Origin of the sequence: Phytobacter sp. V91 (assembly GCF_965644225.1) — a bacterium.
In the GTDB taxonomy this organism is placed as follows: Bacteria; Pseudomonadota; Gammaproteobacteria; order Enterobacterales; family Enterobacteriaceae; genus CBFFRJ01.
On the sequence record NZ_CBFFRJ010000011.1, the window covers coordinates 30,715 to 53,064 of the forward strand.

General features: G+C 51.8%; 18 protein-coding genes. 6 read left to right on the forward strand and 12 right to left on the reverse strand.

Translation table 11 applies throughout. The annotated features are described in order from the left end of the window. Positions 1-34: 34 nt before the first annotated feature. The 5 genes from ACSZO4_RS03760 to ACSZO4_RS03780 all read right to left on the reverse strand — a co-directional run bounded on the left by ACSZO4_RS03760 (position 35) and on the right by ACSZO4_RS03780 (position 6,471). Positions 35-565: a fimbrial protein gene (locus ACSZO4_RS03760; protein ID WP_437887515.1), complete on the reverse strand. Its 531-nt coding sequence runs from the start codon at positions 563-565 to the stop codon at positions 35-37. Further along, positions 556-3,072 (reverse strand): fimbria/pilus outer membrane usher protein, encoded by a 2,517-nt coding sequence (locus ACSZO4_RS03765; protein ID WP_437887516.1) that lies wholly within the window; start codon positions 3,070-3,072, stop codon positions 556-558. The genes ACSZO4_RS03760 and ACSZO4_RS03765 overlap by 10 nt, the downstream gene beginning before the upstream one ends. A 76-nt stretch (positions 3,073-3,148) precedes the next feature. Beyond that, the gene (locus ACSZO4_RS03770) at positions 3,149-3,823 is read right to left on the reverse strand and encodes a fimbria/pilus periplasmic chaperone (protein WP_437887517.1); all 675 of its coding nucleotides are present in this window, start codon (positions 3,821-3,823) and stop codon (positions 3,149-3,151) included. A gap of 60 nt (positions 3,824-3,883) precedes the next feature. After that, the gene (locus ACSZO4_RS03775; protein ID WP_437887518.1) at positions 3,884-4,417 is read right to left on the reverse strand and encodes a fimbrial protein; all 534 of its coding nucleotides are present in this window, start codon (positions 4,415-4,417) and stop codon (positions 3,884-3,886) included. Positions 4,418-5,397: 980 nt separating this feature from the next. After that, entirely contained in the window at positions 5,398-6,471 is a 1,074-nt protein-coding gene (locus tag ACSZO4_RS03780; protein WP_437887519.1) for a LacI family DNA-binding transcriptional regulator, read from the reverse strand. Positions 6,472-6,739: 268 nt separating this feature from the next. On the opposite strand from ACSZO4_RS03780, the gene ACSZO4_RS03785 reads away from it, so the two are divergent. Beyond that, positions 6,740-8,005, forward strand: coding sequence for a maltoporin (locus ACSZO4_RS03785; RefSeq protein ID WP_437887520.1), 1,266 nt, complete (start codon positions 6,740-6,742; stop codon positions 8,003-8,005). A gap of 149 nt (positions 8,006-8,154) precedes the next feature. On the opposite strand, the gene ACSZO4_RS03790 is transcribed toward ACSZO4_RS03785, so the two are convergent. The 6 genes from ACSZO4_RS03790 to ACSZO4_RS03815 all read right to left on the reverse strand — a co-directional run bounded on the left by ACSZO4_RS03790 (position 8,155) and on the right by ACSZO4_RS03815 (position 15,423). Continuing rightward, positions 8,155-8,469: a glucose PTS transporter subunit EIIB gene (locus ACSZO4_RS03790; RefSeq protein ID WP_437887521.1), complete on the reverse strand. Its 315-nt coding sequence runs from the start codon at positions 8,467-8,469 to the stop codon at positions 8,155-8,157. Between the two features lie 69 nt (positions 8,470-8,538). Continuing rightward, a complete protein-coding gene (locus ACSZO4_RS03795) occupies positions 8,539-10,596 on the reverse strand; it encodes a beta-galactosidase (protein WP_437887522.1) in 2,058 nt (685 codons plus the stop codon). Between the two features lie 92 nt (positions 10,597-10,688). Continuing rightward, positions 10,689-11,891 (reverse strand): glycoside hydrolase family 53 protein, encoded by a 1,203-nt coding sequence (locus tag ACSZO4_RS03800; RefSeq protein WP_437887523.1) that lies wholly within the window; start codon positions 11,889-11,891, stop codon positions 10,689-10,691. A gap of 4 nt (positions 11,892-11,895) precedes the next feature. Beyond that, a complete protein-coding gene (locus ACSZO4_RS03805) occupies positions 11,896-12,747 on the reverse strand; it encodes a sugar ABC transporter permease (protein ID WP_437887524.1) in 852 nt (283 codons plus the stop codon). A 9-nt stretch (positions 12,748-12,756) separates the two neighbouring features. Beyond that, positions 12,757-14,064, reverse strand: a complete 1,308-nt coding sequence (locus ACSZO4_RS03810) for a carbohydrate ABC transporter permease (protein ID WP_437887525.1) — start codon at positions 14,062-14,064, stop codon at positions 12,757-12,759. Positions 14,065-14,190: 126 nt separating this feature from the next. Beyond that, on the reverse strand, positions 14,191-15,423 hold the full coding sequence (locus tag ACSZO4_RS03815) for an extracellular solute-binding protein (protein ID WP_437887526.1): 1,233 nt from the start codon (positions 15,421-15,423) through the stop codon (positions 14,191-14,193). A 356-nt stretch (positions 15,424-15,779) separates the two neighbouring features. Between ACSZO4_RS03815 and ACSZO4_RS03820 the strand changes: the two genes are divergently transcribed. The 4 genes from ACSZO4_RS03820 to ACSZO4_RS03835 all read left to right on the forward strand — a co-directional run bounded on the left by ACSZO4_RS03820 (position 15,780) and on the right by ACSZO4_RS03835 (position 19,007). Then, positions 15,780-16,889, forward strand: coding sequence for an ABC transporter ATP-binding protein (locus ACSZO4_RS03820; protein ID WP_437887527.1), 1,110 nt, complete (start codon positions 15,780-15,782; stop codon positions 16,887-16,889). 128 nt (positions 16,890-17,017) lie between these two features. Further along, positions 17,018-18,034, forward strand: coding sequence for a zinc-binding alcohol dehydrogenase family protein (locus ACSZO4_RS03825; RefSeq protein ID WP_437887528.1), 1,017 nt, complete (start codon positions 17,018-17,020; stop codon positions 18,032-18,034). Positions 18,035-18,238: 204 nt separating this feature from the next. Next, positions 18,239-18,568: an RcnB family protein gene (locus ACSZO4_RS03830; RefSeq protein ID WP_437887529.1), complete on the forward strand. Its 330-nt coding sequence runs from the start codon at positions 18,239-18,241 to the stop codon at positions 18,566-18,568. Between the two features lie 13 nt (positions 18,569-18,581). Next, positions 18,582-19,007 (forward strand): GNAT family N-acetyltransferase, encoded by a 426-nt coding sequence (locus tag ACSZO4_RS03835; RefSeq protein ID WP_437887541.1) that lies wholly within the window; start codon positions 18,582-18,584, stop codon positions 19,005-19,007. Between the two features lie 19 nt (positions 19,008-19,026). Here ACSZO4_RS03835 and apbC read toward each other — a convergent pair whose 3' ends face one another. Beyond that, the gene (gene apbC / locus ACSZO4_RS03840) at positions 19,027-20,136 is read right to left on the reverse strand and encodes an iron-sulfur cluster carrier protein ApbC (protein ID WP_437887530.1); all 1,110 of its coding nucleotides are present in this window, start codon (positions 20,134-20,136) and stop codon (positions 19,027-19,029) included. 176 nt (positions 20,137-20,312) lie between these two features. Here apbC and metG point away from each other — a divergent pair, with 176 nt between their 5' ends. Continuing rightward, positions 20,313-22,346, forward strand: a complete 2,034-nt coding sequence (gene metG / locus ACSZO4_RS03845; protein WP_437887531.1) for a methionine--tRNA ligase — start codon at positions 20,313-20,315, stop codon at positions 22,344-22,346. Positions 22,347-22,350: the final 4 nt, after the last annotated feature.

The window sequence follows — 22,350 nt, forward strand, 5'->3', positions numbered from 1 at the left end:
GAATAGTCGCTAAAAATACTGAGCCAGACGATGGTTATATATATTCAACGGTGTAGGTTGCCAGGGCATTCACGTCACCCGAGGTAACCGGTGTCGAAGTGGCAACTAAGCGCGCATAGAACAGAATATCGACGTTTTCCTGACCAGCAGCGCCAAAGGCCGAAGAGGCCCTGTTCAGTGGGATCGACTGGCTTTCGCTATCCAGAATTTCCACCGCCACGCCGGTAGCGCCACCATCGTCAATTTTCAGAAACTGAGGAGAACTGGAGTCTTCCACTCCACTGAAGGTAATTTTTGCCCCTTCAAACGTTGGGCCACAGTTTTCCAGACGAATAATAAACGGCGTTTTTGCCGGGCTGGCCTCGCCCACCATAAGAAACTGACGATTGCCAACATTCCCCAGCGAAACGCTGATATTCTGTGAGGCCATGGCAACCGTGCAGGTGTTTCCACTGATAAACCCCGTCACGTTGAGCAGCACGTCATAACTGCTTGCCGTCGGCACCCGGCAACCGACAAAAGCCAATATCATTAACAAAACGGTTTTTGTCTTGCTTACTCGCATCTCAGCTCCTGATTATAGAGATTGATATCAGGGTTATAGCTCTCTTTTTGCAAACTGAACTGCGCCACGCAACGTTGATCCGGCCCGCTGCCCCAACTGGCAAGTAAAGTACCGCTCGACGGCAAACCTGAAATCCAGGTCATTCCACTTTCCCCCACGATACCACCAGCCGTTTTATTCCCGCTCAGGGTGACCGGGGTACCAAAGGGCAGTGCAACTCCGGCTCGCTTGAGCGTAAAGATGGCCTTGTAACCAATCTGCGTTTCAAGGGTCGCCCGAACCATCGCACCCTCCGACGGAACTTTGCTGACAATTGACGTTGGTAGTTCCACGTTCTCTCCCAGCGTTGTCACATCAAGGTTCACACGGTTTTCCCGGTAAGGCGAGGCATAAGGAATAACCGCATAGCCACGGGAATCAGTATAAATGCCGGTCTGGTTAGTGATTTTTACGTTGGCAGCGTTTGGTGCCTTAACCAGAATGTTGGTGTCGCCCAAAGACTGACTGAAGGTAATACCATCACGGTGCAATACCACACCGCCATTGACTCCGACATTGTAATAGCGGGAATTATTAGTGTAGCTGTAACCGGCGTTGTAGTTTCCCCTGCGACCCAGATATTGCGCAGACACATCGGCGCCGCGCTGGCTACTATTGCTGGAGCTCTCGCGGGCGTTGAACGCATAAGTAAAATTATCAAAACCAGGCACATAACCATTAACGCCCGCAACGTGCGAGGTGCCGCTTTCCCGGCTGTTAGTCATGCTATAGCGTACTCTCGATCCTGCTAACAGCTTGTCCAGCGGCATCGATAATGACAGGGAAAACACATTGTCATTGTACGTTGACCACATATTTCTGTTGTGCTGCCATGCAAGATTCCAGGCGATATTTTGCCAGCTGGCGCTGTACGAGAGCTGTAAATTGTTATTGGTTTTTGGAGTATCCCAATAGCGCTGTTGATTGTAGGAAATCGACATTGAGCCATAGCTACCCAGGCGTTGTGACAGCGTCAATTGGTTTTGCTCTTTGCGTGCATATCTCAGATTGTAATAGCTGCTGAAGTCATTCTGAATCTGACCGTTTTCATCCAGTGATATGTTGTTCTCCCCACCTTGCATATAGCGATAAGAGGTATCTGCAAGGGTATAAAAACCACGTGATGTATAACGTGAGGAGTAAAAATTAAGCGTAGTGCCTGACGTATTAAGCGTTTTGGCATAGCGGAAACGAATAGAATTACCGCTATAAGTTTTATCGTCGACAAGCGTGCTGTTGGCATAAATGGAATCCAGCGAATAGGCGCCAATTAAACCAAGGTTCTGACCAATGCCAGCGGCAAAAGAGCGGTAATTATCGGCGTACTGCACACCGCTATAAAAGGTAAGGCCATAGCGCCAGCCGTAAAAAAGGCTCCCCTGCAGGAAAAATGGCGAAGATTGATTGTATCCACCACGAAACTTACCCGCACTAAGCGAATATTTAGCCTGCCCTTCCCTGACCAGGTTCGGTACGCTGGCGAAAGGCACGATATAGCGCGTAATCTGGCCATCATTCTCTTCAATCGTCACCTCCAGATCCCCACCAGATGAAGTGGGATAGAGATCGTTGATAACAAAGGCCCCTGGGGTCACGCTGGTCTGATAAATGACGTTGCCATTTTGGCGCAAACGTACCGTCGCGTTAGTGCGCGCAATACCCCGCACCTCCGGTGCATAGCCGCGAAGGCTGTTCGGGAGCATATTTTCGCTGGAATCCAGTTGAACGCCCCGCACGCCGGCCGAGTCGAAAATCGCCGATGAACTCCAGGTTTCCCCGAGCGTTAACTGGGCCCGAAGCGGGACAATATCACGCTGCAGCGCGGAACTCACATGTGACCACTCTCCACCCTGACTGTTCGTCCAGCTCCAGGTAGAATGATCGCGAAAGCGCCATGAAGCAAGGTTGATCCCGCTGTTCAGTCCGATGAACGAATTGCTATTTTTGATGGTATTCTCACTACGGTATTCACCGCGAGAACCGGTCATACTGTAGCTAAGAAACGCGGCATTAATCCCGCTTTCCCAGAGAGAGGGGCTAATATAGCCACGCGGGCGGTTGAGCATCAGCATCTGCGGCAGAGTATATTTCAGCACCATTTTTCCGGCATCAAAATCTCTTTTAACACCATGCTCTTGATACAATTCCTCCAGCACCAGGCAATCTTTTTGCAGCGCAACTTTCGGAGCCTTAGTCAGGTCAATACCCAGGCTATCTAATTCTTCAGCACTAAAGCAGGGCAACAATTGCTGATTACCTTCTATTACCCCGATAACAAAATTTACATTCGAATTGCCAATATAGCTATCGTTAATAAAAATCGTCGTATTGTACTTTCCTGGAGGAATTTCCGCCCCTTTGTCTAACCACGACAAATCGGCCACATTGCCATTTTTTCCGGAAAGAAACATTGGATTAAACGCAAATGGCTCCTCCGCAAATCCAGGACCTGCAACGAAGAAAAGCATCAACGCTAATGTTTTTTTTGAAAAAAAGAATATGCGCCCATAGAATAATTACGGCCGTTAGTTGAGTAACGCATTATTATTTGATATTGACTACCATGGCTGATGTCCATGCGCCAAAATCATTAACGGTTTGATACTCAAAACTTCTGGCTGCTGAAAACGTTCCCGTCAGCGTGACATTACTCTTTGGTGATATCATCATTGGCGTGATTTTTTTGCCATCAACTTTCAATGATGAAAGGGTAATATAATAAGGAGTGGGATTATTCAGCGTAACTTTACCAGCCTGGAACGTGCCTGTAAGGCGTTTCCATGCATCTGCGGGTGAAACCGGCAGGTTGGCAGGACGATAAAAAACTTTAATCCGACTGGCTGCCGCCATCTGTAACGTATTTTTCTCAGCGGGTGCCGACTGGGGAATCGCTTTTACCGTCATCCAGTAAAGCGTTTCCCGATCCTGAGGCAGTCCCCGTCCAACGAACATAATACGCAGCGTGTTCTCTCCTTTCGGGCGTAACACCGAAAGCGGTGGTACCACAACAAAATCAGCCGTTTTCACATTGTTGGCATTATCCAGCCAGGACTGGATTAGAAACGGTGCCGTCTCATGGGTGTTACGAACGTCCAGCGAGACCTGCTTTCCCCCTGCCGGATAAACCAGCCGGGTAGCCCCCAGACCAACACCTCCTGCGTTTGCCATAAATGGCAAAAGCAGCGCCGTGACTACAATCAGCACACGTGAAACAGACATGATTTATTACCTCTAATTAGAGAAGGACGGGAACTGAATGCTCCCGGCCCTTCACATCAATCAGGAATAGGTTAGTGTATAAGTAGCGACTGCGTTGACATCACCAGCGCTGACACCGCCTAAAGGAGTATGGAATTTGGCGTTAAATTTCAGAGTATTGTTACCGCTGTTCAGGGTTGTTGCACTGCTGGGTTCTCCCAGATTTACCTGAGTTCCCTGGGAATCAAAAATACGGATTGCCAGGTTGTTCAGGCTTGTTGCAAGCGATGTCGGATCGGTAATATCGCCTTCCCCGCTAAAGGTAACTTTCACTTGATCATAGACCTCAGGGTCGCAGTCTGTTAGCTCGATGGTAAAGTCTTTACCAGTCGAAAGCGTGGTGCCTGCTTCGGCCAGGTTGAGTGAACCTACCTCCCCCATATCTATAGACTGGGTGGTAGAACTGCTTGAAAGGGCGCAAGCGGTGGTAATGACTTTGCCCGTAAAGGTGATCGTACCCCCATCAACAGTTGCATCAGCATAAGAAAGTGCGGGAAGCAGCGCTAAAGCACCACCGAAAAACGCCGCGACAGCTGATTTTTTATTGATACGCATAAGGTTTTCCTCCATGAGGTTATTATGATATTTCAATTAAAGCCGCACCAGACAGATATAATCAGTTTTGTCGGTGAACTTTTTAAAGCTATCCCTGTTTGCATGTCGTCAAAACAAGAATCGTTTATTTTAAGTTAGGCATATTACTATCATATATTTTCAGCAAGTATATTCGCTGACACTTCAATAAAAGTTAAACCAATTGATATGTGAAATGGTTTAGATGAAAGGCTAACTTGTCGGTATGATTACGTAGCATTAATAAGAATTCAATTCATTTCTTTTGGCTATACTACCAAATAAAGTTATATCTTTCGGGTATAATTCCCGACACCCTCAATTAATACATTGATATTAAAAGATATTTTTCAAATGAAATTTAATTTGCCCATTAAATCTCCTGCCATAATTCAGAATTTATTCCCCTCTACGAAAGTAGTAGCCATAAGAAATAAAAAAGAAGAAATTACCCTAATCAAATTCATCCAATAAATATCAACACAAAAAACATACACATTTTTAATTAATCAACTAATTGTTTCTTATGTGATTTTATTTTGATGAACACCCGTAATTATAAGTCACAGGCCAGGCATGCCCGACCGTATTGCCATGTGAGTACAGCAATGAGGATGATTATTTTATTACAGCATCCGGATAATGTAACCAATCGCCAGGATATTGCTAACATTCTGGCGACATTAACCCGCCCGCTTGCCGGGGGGATATACCTGTCATATTTCAGGTTGCATGTGCGTTAGCTATATTTGCTTACCCCAGCCACTTACTGCAGTCAGCTCCAGGATGATTTATGAGGGACATCCATGTCCCTCACCAGAGGCAGCCTCAGGCTGTTCAAAAACATCCGCGCATTTTGTCCTGCAACTCGAACTATTCAGGCTATATGCTCATGGGGATGTCTTCGTTTGCCGCCGCGATGCGGCCTGAATTATTCAGGGTATAAAATCCCCTCTGCGTGGCTACTTCATCATCTGATGCGCAATGGCCTGTAGCTGCTCGGCCAGAGCCTGCAGGTTGGTCTCTTTATCCTGCAATGGCCCGGTGGAGTGACGCACAATCAATCGTGCAGGCAGTACTGAGGAGGTGCGAGCTGTATCGCTATGGCCGCTGTCGAGCAGTCGGCGTACCGCCTCCTTGCCCTGTAAATCCAGATCCAGCGATACGGTCGTCAGTGCCGGATGGAAAAACGAACTCTCGTAGGTGTCATCATAGCCAATCACCGATTTCTCCCCAGGAATAGCGATGTGATGCTGGTGAAATGCGCTTAATGCCCCCAACGCCATCTGATCGTTCCCCACCAGTACGGCGGTAAAATTAGGGGTTTCACGCAGCATCTTCAGCGCCCCGGCATAACCACTTTGCGCATCCCAGTTACCGTGAAACACCATTGCCGGTTTCAGGCTGTAGCCGTTGAGGGTTTCAATCCAGCTTTTCAGACGCAGATTTGCAGAAACGGAGTGCTCTGGCCCTGCCAGCAAGGTGATTTCCCGATGCCCCAGGTCATAGAGATGCTTGACGCTGGCACGGGTGCCATCTGCCGGGTTAAACGAAACGTTAAACACCGAGCTGTATGGATCGACATCGAGAAACAGACAGACGATATCATCGTTATCGGTGGCGATTTTCTGCGCCCTGTCAGTCTCCAGGGGCACGTTAATGATCATCTTATCCACCAGTTGAGACTTCAGCTCATTGATAGCGGACTGGATATCATGATTGACGTTCTCATCGATCATCGAGATCAACACCTGATAGCCATCCAGGTTCGCATAACGTTTTACCGCCGCCGCCACCTGAGATGGCGCATGTAACGCCAGTGATGTGGTCACTAACCCGATAGTCTGACTTTGCTTACCCACCAGCTGCTGAGCGAGGCGGTTAGGCACATAGCGTAGTAACTCAATTGACTTCTCAACCTTGAGACGTGTGGCTTTAGATACATTGGCAGATTTATTGAGTACCCTGGACACGGTTTGATAGGAGACACCCGCATGGCGGGCAACGTCTTCTAAAGTCGCGCTTTTAGGCTTCATGGTCCGGTTCCTTATGTTGTTATGCACCAATTGTAACAGGGGCCATGTAAAAAAACGCTCACTCCGCCTCCTTCACCCTAAAAATCGATATTTAAGTATCACGCTCACATTACATGACATCGTGAACACATTCTCTTTTCGTAACAAAAAAGACTGATTTATTTGCAGTTAATCACACAATCGCAATCGTTAGTTTGCCTGTTTTTACATTTAGGCATTTTATGACATCGTTTATGTGAACGTAATACAAAACTATAAGAGGAATGATATGAACACTACGCTACGCACACTTACCATTGCGTTAGCCGCTGCGCTGACTTCACCGTCTTTACTGGCTGCTTCATCCGTCCCTATCGACTTCCATGGCTACCTGCGCTCAGGCGTCGGCGTCTCCGGAGATGGCGGGATGCAGGAGTGGCAAAAAAATAAACTGGGTCGTCTGGGTAACGAATCGGATACCTATGGTGAGCTGGAACTGGGTTCTGAAGTCTACAAAAAAGACGAAGTCAGTTTCTATCTCGATACGATGGTCAGCATGGTCTCAGATGGCTCTAACGACAGCGAGACGACCTTTGGCGATGACGCCGAATTTGGCCTGCGCCAGTTAAATCTGCAAATCAAAGGCCTGATCCCTGGCGACCCGAATGCGGTTATCTGGGGCGGTAAACGTTACTACCAGCGCCATGACCTGCACATCATTGACACCAAATACTGGAACATCTCAGGTTCTGGTGCGGGTATCGAAAACTTCAGCGTAGGACCGGGTGCGGTCTCTGTCGCCTGGATCCGTGGTGATGCCAACGATGTCGACTACCGCGTGGATGGCGACAACGATGTCAACATCAACTACATTGACCTGCGCTACGCAGGCTGGAAACCCTGGACAGGCGCATGGACCGAGTTTGGCGTCGATTACGCCATGCCTAACCCGACAGACAAGCAAAAAGAGTACGGCGGCCTGTACGAAGCGGATAACGGCGTGATGGTGACCGGCGAAATCAGCCAGGATATGCTCGGCGGCTACAACAAGCTGGTCCTCCAGTACGCTAACAAGGGCCTGGCGCAGAATATGGTCTCGCAGGGCGGCGGTTGGTACGACATGTGGCATAACGTCAATGACGCGACCGGCTACCGTGTGATCAACACTGGCCTTATCCCTATTACCGATAAGTTCTCCTTTAACCACGTGCTGACTTACGGTTCAGCCGACGACACCACCGATTACACCGACAAATCACGCATGGTCTCTCTGGTGGGCCGCGCTCAGTACCAGTTTACTGATTACGTGCGTCTGATTGGCGAAGTGGGTGGTTTCTACCAGAAAGATACCTACACCGATGGCTCGCATTACAAACAGGCCGGTGAGAAATATACCATTGCGCTGGGTCTGGCGGATGGTCGCGACTTTATGTCCCGTCCTGAACTGCGCGTATTTGCTTCTTATCTGAATGATTCAGAAAATGGCAAATCTTTTGATGATAATACCGCCAATAATACCTGGAACTTTGGTGTTCAGGTCGAAGCCTGGTGGTAAAGAAGAGATCTGAAGGGTTTATTTATCGCGTATTAACATCGTTATTTATCTCCGCAACCTGGCAGGTTATTAGCAGGTAGTAAAATTTATTGCCATTGCTTTTCTGAGTGACGATTTGGGATACCCTCGCAGGTATCCCTTTTTTTTATTTAACGACGGGCAGTAAAGTGTTCGTCGAGTAATTTCCTGAGGGTATCGGCCTGCTTACCAAAAATAGCATGAACCTGCTGCCCCAGAATAATCACTCCCAGCGCCCCTTCATTTTGCAGCGCCTGGGAATCGACGGTCGCCAGATTATTTACCGTAACCCGCAGGCGGGTAATGCAGGCATCGACATGACTGATATTCTGCTCGCCGCCAAAGGCCGTAATCAGCCGCTGAACGGTGGCTAATTCCTCATTGCTGAGTGGCGCCGTGGACTGGGGCTGCGAGAAATAGTGCAGAAAGGATTTAAGGCTGACCATAATTATCGTCTCCGGATAGTGAGCGGATAAAAGAACGCCTGCTCGGGTGAGCAGGCGTGGAAGGAACGCTTAGGCTTTACGACGAAGAATACGGCAATCAAACGCACTGAGCGTCAGCGGTGCAGTGACCGGCGCCGAGGAGATACAGTCGGTATATCCCTGATCCAGAGTGACCGTCTGCGCCTGGCGGGAAAAGTTCTGGATAAAGACAAAGGTGCTTTCACCATCGGTACGCGCGGTTGCCACCACGCCCGGCGGGAAATCAGCTTCCACGGCGCGCGGCAGCGCCAGCTCATCAATGATCGCGCCAAAGAAATCACGCTGGAAGGCGAGATCGTTGCGGGAAGCCACATGCCAGGCTTTGCCTTTACCGAACGTATTGACCGTCACGGCCGGACGCCCGGCGTAAAAATCATCACGGTAGGTCGCCAGAGACGTCGCGCTTTCAGTGTGGATCAATTCACACAGATGGCGCACCTGATAAGGCCCCTGTAATCCGCCCGCATTGCCCGCCAGCCCCTGTATCAGATTGCTCTCGCCATCGGCCAGGCAATCGATCTCCTCAGCCCAGATCCCCAGAAGCTTGCGCAGCGGCCCAGGGAAACCGGTGGTGTAGCAAAGATCGGTGGCATCGACGATCCCCGTCCAGTAGGTGGTCACCAGATGGCCGCCATTGGCCACAAAGGCTTCTGCTCTGGCGGCAAAACCGTCACGCACCATATACAGCATGGGGGCAATCACCAGCTGATAGCGGCTTAAGTCACCATCGGCATCAATGACATCCACGGCAATGCCTTTCTCCCAGAATGCCCGGTAGTGCTCATTGACCGTTTTTTCATACTCCATGCCGATATTACGCGGCCCCTGAGCATCATCCAGCGCCCAGCGGTTTTGCTGATCGAAGATAATGGCCACCCGGGCATCAGTACGGCAACCCATAACCGGAGACAGACGACTGAGGATATCGCCAAGGGCGGTGACTTCCCGACCCACGCGGCTATCAAGATGCCCGACATGATCGATAATCGCCCCGTGGAATTTCTCCACTGAGCCACGGCTTTTACGCCACTGGAAGTACTGCACGGAATCGGCCCCATGCGCCACCGCCTGAAGCGAAGAGAGGATATGCATCCCCGGTTTTTTCAGCTTGCTGGTCGGCTGCCAGTTGGTCGCGCTCGGCGAAGACTCCATCAGGACAAAAGGCTTACCCCCTTTCAGGGTACGCATCATGTCATGGTACATCGCCGTGTAGCAGGCAAGCGCCGAGTCGTCTTTATCACGATGCCACATCGGGTAGCTGTCCCAGGAGATAAAATCCAGGGGTTCAGCCAGTTGCCAGTAGTCGTAATCGTAGAAATACTCCATAAAGTTGGTCGTGACCGGCAACGCGGCATTGGCCGCTTTCAACGGCGCAATCTCATGGCGACAAAAGTCTGTCACCTGCGCGGTATTGAAACGCCGCCAGTCCAGATTAAGGCCATGAATGGAGACTTCGCCCTGCGGGGCCGGTGACTGAATTTGCGACCAGTCGCTATAGGTATGGCTCCAGAAATCACTCCACCATGCGTGGTTCAGCGCCTCCAGCGTCTTGTAACGCGCTTTTACCCAGCTACGGAATTTTTCCTGGCACAGGTCGCAATGGCATTCGCCACCGTATTCGTTGGACAGATGCCAGCCGAGCACCGCCGGGTGCTGACCGTAGCGCTCAGCGAGCAGGCTGTTGATCTTAAGCGTCTTTTCCCGATAGACCGGCGAGGTCATGCAGTGATTATGACGCCCACCATGCAAGGCAGGCACCCGATCACGTCCGACTCTCAGCACCTGCGGATATTTTTGCGACATCCAGGCCGGACGCGCGCCGCTTGGCGTCGCCAGAAAAACGTGGATCCCCGCCGCATATAATTTATCCAGAATGGCGTCCAGCCAGGCAAAATTAAAGACCCCTTCCTGGGGCTCCAGTTTTGACCAGCTGAATATACCGACAGACATCACATTGCATTTTGCCTGCTGCATCATGGCAATATCTTTGTCGATAATATCGGGATAGTTCTCCCACTGCTCCGGATTATAGTCAGCGCCATGCAATAGCGTAGCGACCTTCGGACTTAAAGGCGGAAATTTATTCATATTAAGCATCCTGAAATTCACATCATTATACCCAAAATAATTTGAGCTGCAGGAACGCCAACACACCTGCAGCTTGAAGTATGAAGGGTAAATTAATTAAATACTTTTACCGATGGCAGCACTTTTCCCTTGCAATCAAATAACGCCTGGTTTTCACGGGCATTACCTTCTTTCCATTGGTCATTGATATATTTCATCCCGGCAGGCGTCGCCCAGGTATTTCCCCCCACCGCAATCCAGGTTGGCTCCCAATAGAAAATACCTTTACCGCGATTGCCCTGAACATTAATAACCGACTGCATTAAATCGTGAATATAGTCGTATTGCCCCTGAACGGTTCCCGGATAACCACCGTCTTTTTCTTCTTTCGCCTGGAAGCTGTTTTCAGCATTATCACAGTTTTCCAGGGTGTAAGCATATGCGGCCTCAACAACAATGACGTCTTTGTTATAGCGCTTGCTGATGTCGTCCATATTGCTTTTCAGCGCGCTGATGGGGCCGTTCCAGTAGGTGTACATAGAGAGACCAATCACGTCATAAGGCACATTACGTTTGCTGATTTCATCAAACCACCAGCGGAAGGTATCGTTCTTGGTGCCTTCGGCCAGATGGAGCATGATTTTAACCTGCTCGCCACCCTTCAGATTCTCTTTCAGCCCGTCAATTGCGGCATTCAGCAGGCCAGCAAGACGGTCAAATTCGCCGCCGCCCTGCCCCCAACTTTTACCTTCCGGCCAGAGAATACCGCCGTTAATTTCGTTGCCTATCTGCACCATGTCCGGCAACACCCCTTGCTGCTTAAACTGCGCAATGGTGTCGCGGGTGTAATCATGGATCGCCGTTTTCAACTGCGGATAATCCATTTTTTCCCAGGCTTTCGGCTTGTACTGTTTGCCCGGATCGGTCCAGAAGTCACTGTAGTGAAAGTCCAGCAGCAACTTCATGCCCTGGGCTTTGGCACGTTTTGCCAGGGCAAGCGTACTGGCGAGATCGTTATCCCCGCCGCCATAGGCTTTGCCCTGCGCATCTTTCGGATCCACCCATAAGCGCAGGCGTACATAGTTCACGCCATTGGCTTTCAGAATGGCGATGGCATCCTGCTGCTGGTTCTTATCGTTATAAAACTTCGCGCCATGCTTTTCCGCATCCAGCAGCGTGGAGATATCCGCACCTTTAATAAAATCCGCTGGCATTGCGGTAAACGGCCGCGTAGTGACAGCTTCAGCGGCATAAACACTGGTACTAAAACTACAGGCCAGGCAAACAGCGAGCAAAGCGGGTGCAAACCTTTTCATGTGATTATCCTTTGGTACTGCCGGAGGTAAGACCGGAGACGAAGTACTTTTGTAATGCCAGGTAGAGAATTGCCACCGGTACGGCGATCAATACCGCCCCCGCCGCATAGGTGGTGTAACTGGCGCCCATTTTTTGCGCCACCAGGTTGTAAAGCCCGATTGGCAGCGTGAATTTATCCGGGGTACGCAGAATGGTGCTGGAGAGAATGAAATCCCCGAGCGGCCCGGTGAAGGAGAACAGTGCCACCACCGCCACAATCGGCTTGGAGAGCGGCATAATTATCTCGATAAAGATGCGAAAATTACTCGCCCCGTCCATGCGCGCGGATTCATCCAGATCTTTCGGAATGGCGTCGAGATAGCCCTTCATCAGATAAGTGTTCATCGGGATCATCCCGGCGACGTAAATCAGCACCAGCGCCAGATGGCTGTTGATAAGCCCCAGCAGCTGCGACAGCACGAAAATGGCAATCAGCGCGGAAAACTGTGGGATCATCTGCAACAGCAGAAACAGCATCAGCCCGTTCTGCCGCCCTTTAAAGCGAAAACGGGAGAAAGCATAGGCGGTAAAGCTGACGCTGATTAAGGTCAGTACCATGGTCAGAAAACTGATTTTCATTGAGTTCCAGTACCAGGTCAGGTAGTTCACCTGGCCGTTAAACAGATCGGCGTAGTGCTGGAATGAGAGGTTTTCCGGGATGATCGAGGTACTGAGCAGACTATTGCCGGCATTCAGCGATGCCCCAACCGTCCACACCAGCGGATAGATAATGATCAATGAAACCAGCCCGATGATCAGCCAGGAGAGAGAAAGGCGAACCCACTTCTCACGACGGATGCTTTGTGATGTAGCCATTTTTCTTCCTTATGCCATGTCGTCGTTTTTGAATGATTTGGTGGCACGGAACTGCCACAACGCCAGGCCGACAACAAAAATCGACAGCAGAATGGTAATGGTCGCCGCTATCGCATATTGCGAAGAGGACATCGTCAGCTTGTAGATCCACGACACCAGAATATCTGTCCCACCGGCATTAGATCCGGCCACCGCCGGGCCGCCGTTGTTGAACAGATAGATGATGTTGAAGTTGTTAAAGTTGAAGGTGTACTGGGTGATGATGATAGGTGCGATGGAGTACAGCACCAGCGGCAGCGTAATGGTGCGCAGCCGGGTCCAGGTGCCCGCCCCATCCATCTTCGCCGCTTCATAGAGATCGTCAGGAATGGCCTGCAACACGCCCGTGGTCATGGCAAAGACAAACGGAAAACCGAGCCACGTTTGCATCATGATCAGCGCTGTTTTCGTCCAGAACGGATCCGTCAGCCAGGCTTTCGGCCCGATGCCAAAGAAGGCCAGAATGGCGTTGTTTATCACCCCAAAGGTGTCGTTAAACATGCCAGCGAAAACCAGAATGGTGACAAAACCCGGCACCGCCCACGGCAAAATGAAAATGGTGCGCACCAGCGGTTTAAAGCGCAGATCTTTCTGGTTAACCAGAATCGCCAGCAGCACGCCGACGGTACATTGCAGGGTAGTCGCCAGCAACGTCCAGACCACCGTCCATTGCAGAACATCAAAGAAGGTCGAGCGCCAGATGGAGAGCGTAAAAATATTGACGAAGTTTTTCAGCCCAACCCAGTCCACCAGCTTCGCCGGCGGCGTGTGATACAGGTTGTAGTTGGTAAAGGCAATAGCAAAACCGAACAGGATCGGGAAGATAACCACAAACACCAGCAGGATAAAACCTGGGGTTATCATCAGATAGGGGAAACCGTCGCTTAACAGTAACTGATACTGTTTACGCACGCTGTTGAGCGGCAGACCAGCATCACGTTTTTTGCCGTTGAGCCAGGCATCACGCAGCGAGAAGTAATACACCGCCACGCCAAAGCCGATAATCAGTACGCTGATTATCCCCTCTGCCAGCAAGAAGATGGAGTTATCACGGGGAACCTCTTCACCCAGGGTATATAACCCCCACAGTCCTTCGCGCAAGAAATCATAGAAAATGCCCATAAAGCTGCTGAGCAACACCAGGAAGATAAGGCCCTTAAGCCACTGGCGATGATAGAACTGGCCAAAACCCGGCACAATGGCCAGCAGCAGCCCGCTCCACGCATGGCGTCCGGCGCCTGGCGCTTTGGCAAAATTTTCGCTGGGACTGATAATCACGTACGACTCCTTCTGAAAACGGGGGAACGTCCCCCCCGTTTATTACCTGTATGCCCGAAATCATTCGCGTTGCAGGCGCGAAACCCACGTGGTCAGCGCGCCTGCAACGTGAAGAAGCGTGGGCATTTACTGATTACTGGCCTGCATGGCCTCAACCTGCATATGGATCTGCTTCACTGCGCTATCCAGTGCCGCCTGCGGCTCCTGTTTACCGGTCAGACTCAGCTCCAGAGCCGAGTTTGCCGGCCCCCAGACTTCACCCATTTCCGGAATACCCGGCATGGCGGTGGCGCGTGCGGCCTGCACCGCAACCGCACTGGCTTTCTCGTCATTTTTAATCATCGGATCGTCAATCATCGCCTTCTGCGCCGGGATCTCACGGGTGGAGATATAGCGGATCTTCACGTACTTAGGCTGGTTGATAAATTCGATAAATTTCTGCGCCATGGCTTTGTCTTTGCTCCATGTGGAGACCACATAGCCTTTCACGCCGAGGAAGGAACTCATGGGTTTACCGTCCGGCAGCGCAGGCAGTGGCGCTACGCCATAGTTCACTCCGGCCGCTTCATAAGGCTGGAATGCCCATGGGCCATTGATCACCGCAGCGGCTTTCTTCTCGGTAAAGAGTGAATCGATAGCATTCAGACCGTTGTCACCCAGGATCCCTGACGGGAAAACGCCTTCAGAATAGAATTTCTTGAGGAAAGTGACGGCTTCCACCGCCCCTGGCTTGTTGAGGCCGATATCCGTCGGGTTATAACCGCCTTTGTCGTTTTTACCGAACAGGTAGCCGCCCATCGGGCCAATCGCCCCCCAGCTGTAATAAATCTGATCAAACTTCGCCAGCAGGCCGTATTTATTCTCTGCGCGCTGTTTTTTCGAGTAGTCGAGCCAGTCAGTCAGGCCGTTAAGCGGTTTTGCGACCAGGTCTTTGTTGTAAATCAGCACCAGGGTTTCAACGGCTTTCGGCACGCCGTACAGGGTGTTGTCCATACGGAACGCGTTGATGGAAGCCGGAGTGAAAGCGTCAACCTTTTCTTTGTCCAGATTCAGGGGGGTCAGCAGCCCTTGCACAACCGCACCGCCCAGCTGATCATTAGGTATCACCAGCACATCCGGGCCAATGCCTGCCGGGCCATCAAGGCGCAATTTTTCCAGTTGCTGGGCGAAAGGCATCTCCTGCACGTTGACCTTCACGTCGTTTTCTTTTTCGAAATCCTTGATGGCATCCCGGATACCAACCGATTTCTTGATGTCTTCCCAGACATTAAGCTGAGTAGTGGCATGTGCCTGAACGGTCAGACATTGCCCCACCGCCAGAGTAGAGAGGATCAGTGCAGTAAGCGTGTTCTTTTTCATTATCAACCTCATGTCAAGGTATAACAATTTCATGGTTTTTATTGCGCACTACCCGATACCGTTACCGACAAAGCACCTGATATTGCGTGAGTTAAAGCGGGTTAACCCGCCTTATTGAATTTGTTATACGCTACCCTTGGGGTCGCAATAAAACTAGAATTAACTGCCAGTTGTGTGACCAATATTGCAAAAACGAAAATTCGAGATAGGGCGCGTAAATGCTGGAAGTTATAGTCTGACCATGAATTATCGCTGTTGTACGGCATTATCGATGGCTTGTTATACGTAAAACAAAACCACATAAAACAGCCAGAGTGACAGCAGCAAACCACGGCTACCAACTTCGGGGAAACTTGATGTCCAATATACGACTGAGGAATGTCACCAAGCGGTTTGGCGACACTGTCACGCTACACAATGTGAATCTGGATATTGAAGACGGCGAGTTTGCCGTGTTTGTCGGGCCCTCCGGCTGCGGGAAATCGACCCTGCTGCGCATGATTGCAGGCCTGGAAGAGGTCAGCGATGGCGAGGTGTTGATCGGTGATGAGGTGATGAACGATGTCGCCCCGGCACATCGCGGCGTGTCGATGGTGTTTCAGTCCTATGCGCTCTACCCGCATATGACGGTCGCTGAGAACATGGGTTACGGCCTGAAGGTGAACAAGGTGCCGAAAGAGGAGATCCGCCGTCAGGTTGAAATGGTGGCGAAAACCCTTCAGCTCGTACACCTGCTGGATCGTAAACCTAAGCAACTCTCCGGCGGTCAGCGCCAGCGCGTGGCGATTGGCCGCGCCATTGTGCGCAACCCCCGCGTATTTATGTTCGATGAACCGCTCTCGAACCTCGATGCTGAACTGCGCGTGGAAATGCGTCTGCATATCGCCCGTTTGCACCATGAGCTGAAAACCACCATGGTTTATGTGACCCACGATCAGGTCGAAGCGATGACCCTCGCCGATAAAATTGTGGTAATGAACTACGGCAATGTCGAGCAGATGGGCTCCCCGATGGAGCTGTACTACAACCCGGTGAATAAGTTTGTTGCCGGGTTTATTGGCTCCCCAAAAATGAACTTCCTCCCCGCCACGGTCAGACAGTGGCAGCCGGACGAGCTGACGGTTACGCTGGCGCAGGGCAACAGCCTGACGCTGAGCATCACCACCACGCCTCTTGAAGCCGGTGAAAGCATCACCCTGGGTATCCGTCCTGAGCATCTCTCGACAGACATCACGCGCGGCACCACGCTTGAGTTCCAGTGTGAAGTCGTGGAACGATTAGGTAATAACACTTACCTGTTCGGCCAGAGCTACGGTCACGACAATATTAAAATTCTGTTGCCCGGCGATGTGCACTTCCGTCCATGGCAGAAAATCCCCCTCTCCTTTGAGAACAAGCACTGCATGGTCTTTGATGCCGAAGACAAACGCATCAGCGCCGATATCGACGCGCCCAACGCACACTGAGGATCAGAATCGCCCCTTAACCGGGGCATTTTCACTTTTAGAGGATAAGTGCTCCTCTTATTCCCTGGTTTTTCTTACTCACTCCCTCGACTAGCCTTAATGCATCCCTTGTTACACATGGAGTCTGTATGAAAGCTATCGCTATCACCGGTGCCGCTAAAGGCGCCAGCAATATTGATTTGTTAACTGATATTGAACTGCCGCGGCCCGTTGCCCACGGCCATGACCTGCTGGTGGAAGTTAAAGCCATTTCGGTTAACCCGGTTGATACCAAAGTACGCGCCGGTTTTGCTGGCGAAACCCCACGCATACTGGGCTGGGACGCCGTTGGCGTGGTCGTCGCCACCGGTGAAGACGTCACGCTGTTTACGCCCGGCGATAAGATCTGGTACGCCGGCGCCCTGACCCGCCCTGGCAGCAACAGCGAGTTCCAGTTAGTGGATGAGCGCATTGCCGCGCTGAAACCGAAAACCCTGGATAATGCCTCAGCCGCGGCGCTTCCGCTCACCGCGATCACCGCCTGGGAGATGTTGTTCGACAGGCTGGGCGTGCAGGAAAATGGCAACGAAGGCGACGTACTGTTAATTGTGGGGGCGGCGGGCGGCGTGGGATCGATTCTGACCCAACTGGCGCGGCGACTGACAAAGCTGACGGTGATTGGTACCGCATCACGACCTGAAAGCCAGCAGTGGGTGAAAGAGCGCGGCGCGCATCATGTTATCGACCATACCAAACCGCTTGCCGAAGAGCTGGCCCGGATTGGCATTAAAGAGGTCAGCCATGTTGCCAGTCTGACCAATACTGAAGATCACTATCAGCAGCTGATTGCGGCGCTTAAACCGCAGGGCAAACTGGCGCTGATTGATGATCCGGATACGCTTGATGCCCGCCCGCTGAAAGTAAAATGCATCTCGCTGCACTGGGAGTTTATGTTTACGCGTTCGATGTTTGAGATTGAGGATATGCTCGAGCAGCATCGCCTGCTGACCCGCGTCGCCTCGCTGATCGATCAGGGCGAGCTGAAGACCACCCTTGGGGAGCACTTTGGCGAGATTAATGCACAGAATTTGCGCCGGGCTCACGAACGCCTCGAAACCCAGCGCGCCGTCGGCAAAATTGTGCTGGAAGGGTTTTCTGCACGCTGATTATTGCCAGGATTGCTCTTAAAAACGTGTTTCCCTCAAGCGGATAGCAAAAAAGGCTCTCCGCTTTTCCTGCTGTGCCGCGCTTTTGTTTACACTTTTTACCATTCGCGTCCTTTTATAACATTTTTGCCATTGCGGGCCGGTTGTGCTCCGGCAATCATGACGGGCTATAAAACGAAAAAACCTCAGGAATCTGGAGCGATCATGAGCAAGACAAAAGTTGTACTTCTGGGAATACTGCTGGCCGCCGCGAGCAGCGCCTTTGCGGCAACGCAATCCGCTGGCTCATCCGGGATCTCGTCTTATGAAATCCAGGCATTCGTTGCCGATTTTACCAAATTCAATATTGGTGACACCGTGCCGGAAATGTACCGCACTGAGGAATACAACATTAAGCAGTGGCAGTTGCGTAACCTTCCGGCTCCGGATGGGGATACCCACTGGACCTATATGGGCGGCTGCTATGTGCTGATCACCAATACTGACGGTAAGATCGTCAAAGCCTATGATGGGGATATTTTCTACCACCGCTAAGGACTGAAAATTGCTGAAAATTCGCCCCTGGCAGGAGAGTGACCGTCCGTTTCTGCGCACCTTATTTCTGCATTCCCGGCGCGCTAACTGGACCTGGCTTGATGGCAGCGACTGGAAACTGGAAGATTTTGACGCCACCACCCTCGGCGAGGTGATTTGGGTGGCCGAAGAGAACGGGCAGCGTAAGGGTTTTGCCGCCGTTCATGTCCGCGAAAATTTCCTCCACAGCCTGTTTGTCGACCCGCAGTATCAGGGCCAGGGCGTCGGCAGCGCGTTACTGCAAAAAGTGCATGCTGAATTTACCGGCACCGGCGCGCTGAAATGTCTGACGCGCAATGAAAACGCGCTGGCGTTTTACCGTCATCACAACTGGCATGTCGAAGCCGAAGGGATATCGCCGCAAGGGGACTATCTGCTGATGCATTACCGGCTGCCCTGACGGGCAGCCAGCCTGTTACTTACACGGCGCGAAAAGAGATCTCGCTGGGGATAATGTCTCCCTGCCAGTACAATTGCGCCGCCACACGACCCGCAAGCTTGCGATAGAGTCCGGTGAATTCACTGTCCGGGCGACTGGCCACGGTCGGCGTGCCATTATCCAGATCTTCACGCAGGCTGATATGCAGCGGCATTTTGCCCAGCAGCTGCGTGTGGTACTGCTCAACCAGTTTCTCTGCCCCGCCGGTACCAAAAATCGGTTCATGGTGCCCGCAGTTGCTGCACACGTGCATGCTCATGTTTTCCACCACGCCGAGTACCGGCACCTCCACCTTCTCAAACATCACAATGCCTTTTTTGGCATCAATCAGCGCAATGTCCTGCGGTGTGGTGACCACCAGCGCCCCGGTAACCGGGATGTTCTGCGCCAGGGTTAACTGAATATCACCGGTGCCTGGCGGCATATCCAGCACCAGGTAGTCAAGATCCGGCCACAAAGACTCCTGCAACAGTTGCAGCAACGCTTTGCTGGCCATCGGGCCGCGCCAGACCATGGCGTTATCATCGGTGACCAGATAACCAATGGAATTGGTCGCCATGCCATGGGCCATGATCGGCGCCATATGGGTGCCGTCCGGCGAGGTAGGGCGCTCGCCTTCTGCGCCCAACATCATCGGGATAGAGGGGCCATAGATATCGGCATCGAGAATACCGACCTTCGCCCCTTCCGCCGCCAGCGCCAGCGCCAGATTCACCGCGGTGGAGGATTTACCGACCCCGCCTTTGCCAGAGCTGACGGCGATAATGTTTTTCACACCGTTGACGCCGGGCTGATTTTTCACCCGTTTCATGGTGGCGATATTATGGGATAGCTTCCAGTCGATAGCCCCTGCCCCGGTTACCCGCAGCAATTCCGCGCTGCACTGCTCTTTAAGCTCGTCAAAAGCGCTGCGCCAGACGAAGGGCATCACCAGTTCGATATGCACAGTGTCGTCAAGCCAGGCAACGTGGTGTACCGCTTTCAGGGCGGTGAGATTATGTTTGAGGGTTGGGTGCTGAAAATTGGCCAGCGTTCCGGCGACCAGCGCGCGCAACGTTTCCGGGGATTTGGCCTGGGATTGAGAGTTCATCCCGACTCCTTGTTATGTTGTACAAAAAAGACATTGTTAAGGTGCAAGTTTACTCCACTGTCACCAATTATTCATTTCTCAATAGTGCCCAATCGAGCTCGCGCTTTTATGGCACAACATTTCCCTTTCAGGTAACATCGAAACCCCTTTTTACTAAAGAAGAAGTAATACCCACTATGACTCAAGTCGCGAAGAAAATTCTGGTAACGTGCGCACTGCCGTACGCCAACGGCTCAATCCACCTCGGCCATATGCTGGAGCACATCCAGGCTGATGTCTGGGTCCGTTACCAGCGAATGCGCGGCCACACTGTCAACTTCATCTGCGCCGACGATGCTCACGGCACGCCGATCATGCTCAAAGCGCAACAACTGGGGATCACCCCGGAGAAGATGATTGAGGACATGAGTCAGGAACATCAGACTGATTTCGCAGGCTTTAACATTAGCTACGACAACTACCACTCTACGCACAGCGAAGAGAACCGTGAGCTGTCGGAGCTTATCTACACGCGCCTGAAAGAGAACGGTTTTATTAAAAACCGCACCATTTCTCAGCTCTACGATCCGGAAAAAGGCATGTTCCTGCCGGACCGTTTTGTCAAAGGCACCTGCCCGAAATGTAAAACCCCGGACCAGTACGGCGATAACTGCGAAGTGTGCGGCGCGACCTACAGCCCGACCGAGCTTATCGATCCGAAATCCGTGGTTTCAGGCGCAACGCCGGAAATGCGTGACTCCGAACATTTCTTCTTTGATCTGCCGTCATTTAGCGCAATGTTGCAGGCATGGACCCGCAGCGGCGCGTTGCAGGAACAGGTTGCCAACAAAATGCAGGAGTGGTTTGAGTCCGGCCTTCAGCAGTGGGATATCTCCCGCGATGCGCCGTACTTCGGCTTCGAAATTCCTGATGCGCCAGGCAAATATTTCTACGTCTGGCTCGACGCGCCAATCGGCTACATGGGGTCCTTCAAGAACCTGTGCGACAAGCGCGGCGATACGGTCAGCTTCGACGAGTACTGGAAAAAAGACTCGGATGCCGAGCTGTACCACTTTATCGGTAAAGATATCGTCTACTTCCACAGCCTGTTCTGGCCGGCCATGCTGGAAGGCAGCAACTTCCGCAAACCGACCAACCTGTTTGTCCACGGCTATGTGACGGTAAACGGCGCGAAGATGTCCAAATCTCGCGGCACCTTTATCAAAGCCAGCACCTGGCTGAACCATTTCGATGCCGACAGCCTGCGCTACTACTATGCCGCAAAACTGTCGTCGCGCATTGATGACATCGACCTGAACCTCGAAGACTTCATCCAGCGCGTCAACGCCGATATCGTCAACAAAGTGGTTAACCTGGCGTCCCGTTGCGCTGGTTTTATCAATAAGCGTTTCGATGGCGTACTGGCGGCAGAGCTGGCGGATCCGGCGTTGTATCAGACCTTTACCGATGCTGCCGCATCCATTGGCGAAGCCTGGGAAAGCCGTGAATTTGGTAAAGCCATCCGTGAAGTCATGGCCCTGGCCGATGTGGCAAACCGCTACGTTGATGAGCAGGCCCCCTGGGTTGTGGCGAAACAGGAAGGCCGTGATGCCGACCTGCAGGCCATCTGCTCGATGGGTATCAACCTGTTCCGTGTGCTGATGACCTGGTTAAAACCGGTACTGCCAACCTTAAGCGAGCGCGTTGAGGCCTTCCTCAATACGACCCTTGAGTGGGATGCTATCCAGCAGCCGCTGCTCAGCCACAAAGTGAACACCTTCAAAGCGCTGTATAACCGCATTGAGACCAAACAGGTCGAGGCGCTGGTTGACGCATCGAAAGAAGAGGTGAAAGCTGCAGCAGCACCGGTGAGCGGCCCGCTGGCAGACGATCCTATTGCCGAAACCATCAGCTTTGATGATTTCGCAAAAGTCGATCTGCGCGTGGCATTAATTGAAAATGCCGAATTCGTTGACGGCTCGGACAAGCTGCTGCGCCTGACCCTGGATCTGGGCGGCGAGAAACGTAATGTCTTCTCAGGCATTCGTTCTGCTTACCCGGACCCACAGGTGCTCATTGGCCGCCTGACCGTGATGGTGGCAAACCTGGCGCCGCGTAAAATGCGTTTTGGTATCTCAGAAGGCATGGTGATGGCCGCAGGGCCTGGCGGGAAAGATATTTTCCTGTTAAGCCCGGATGATGGGGCCAGGGCAGGCCAGCAGGTTAAGTAAGCTT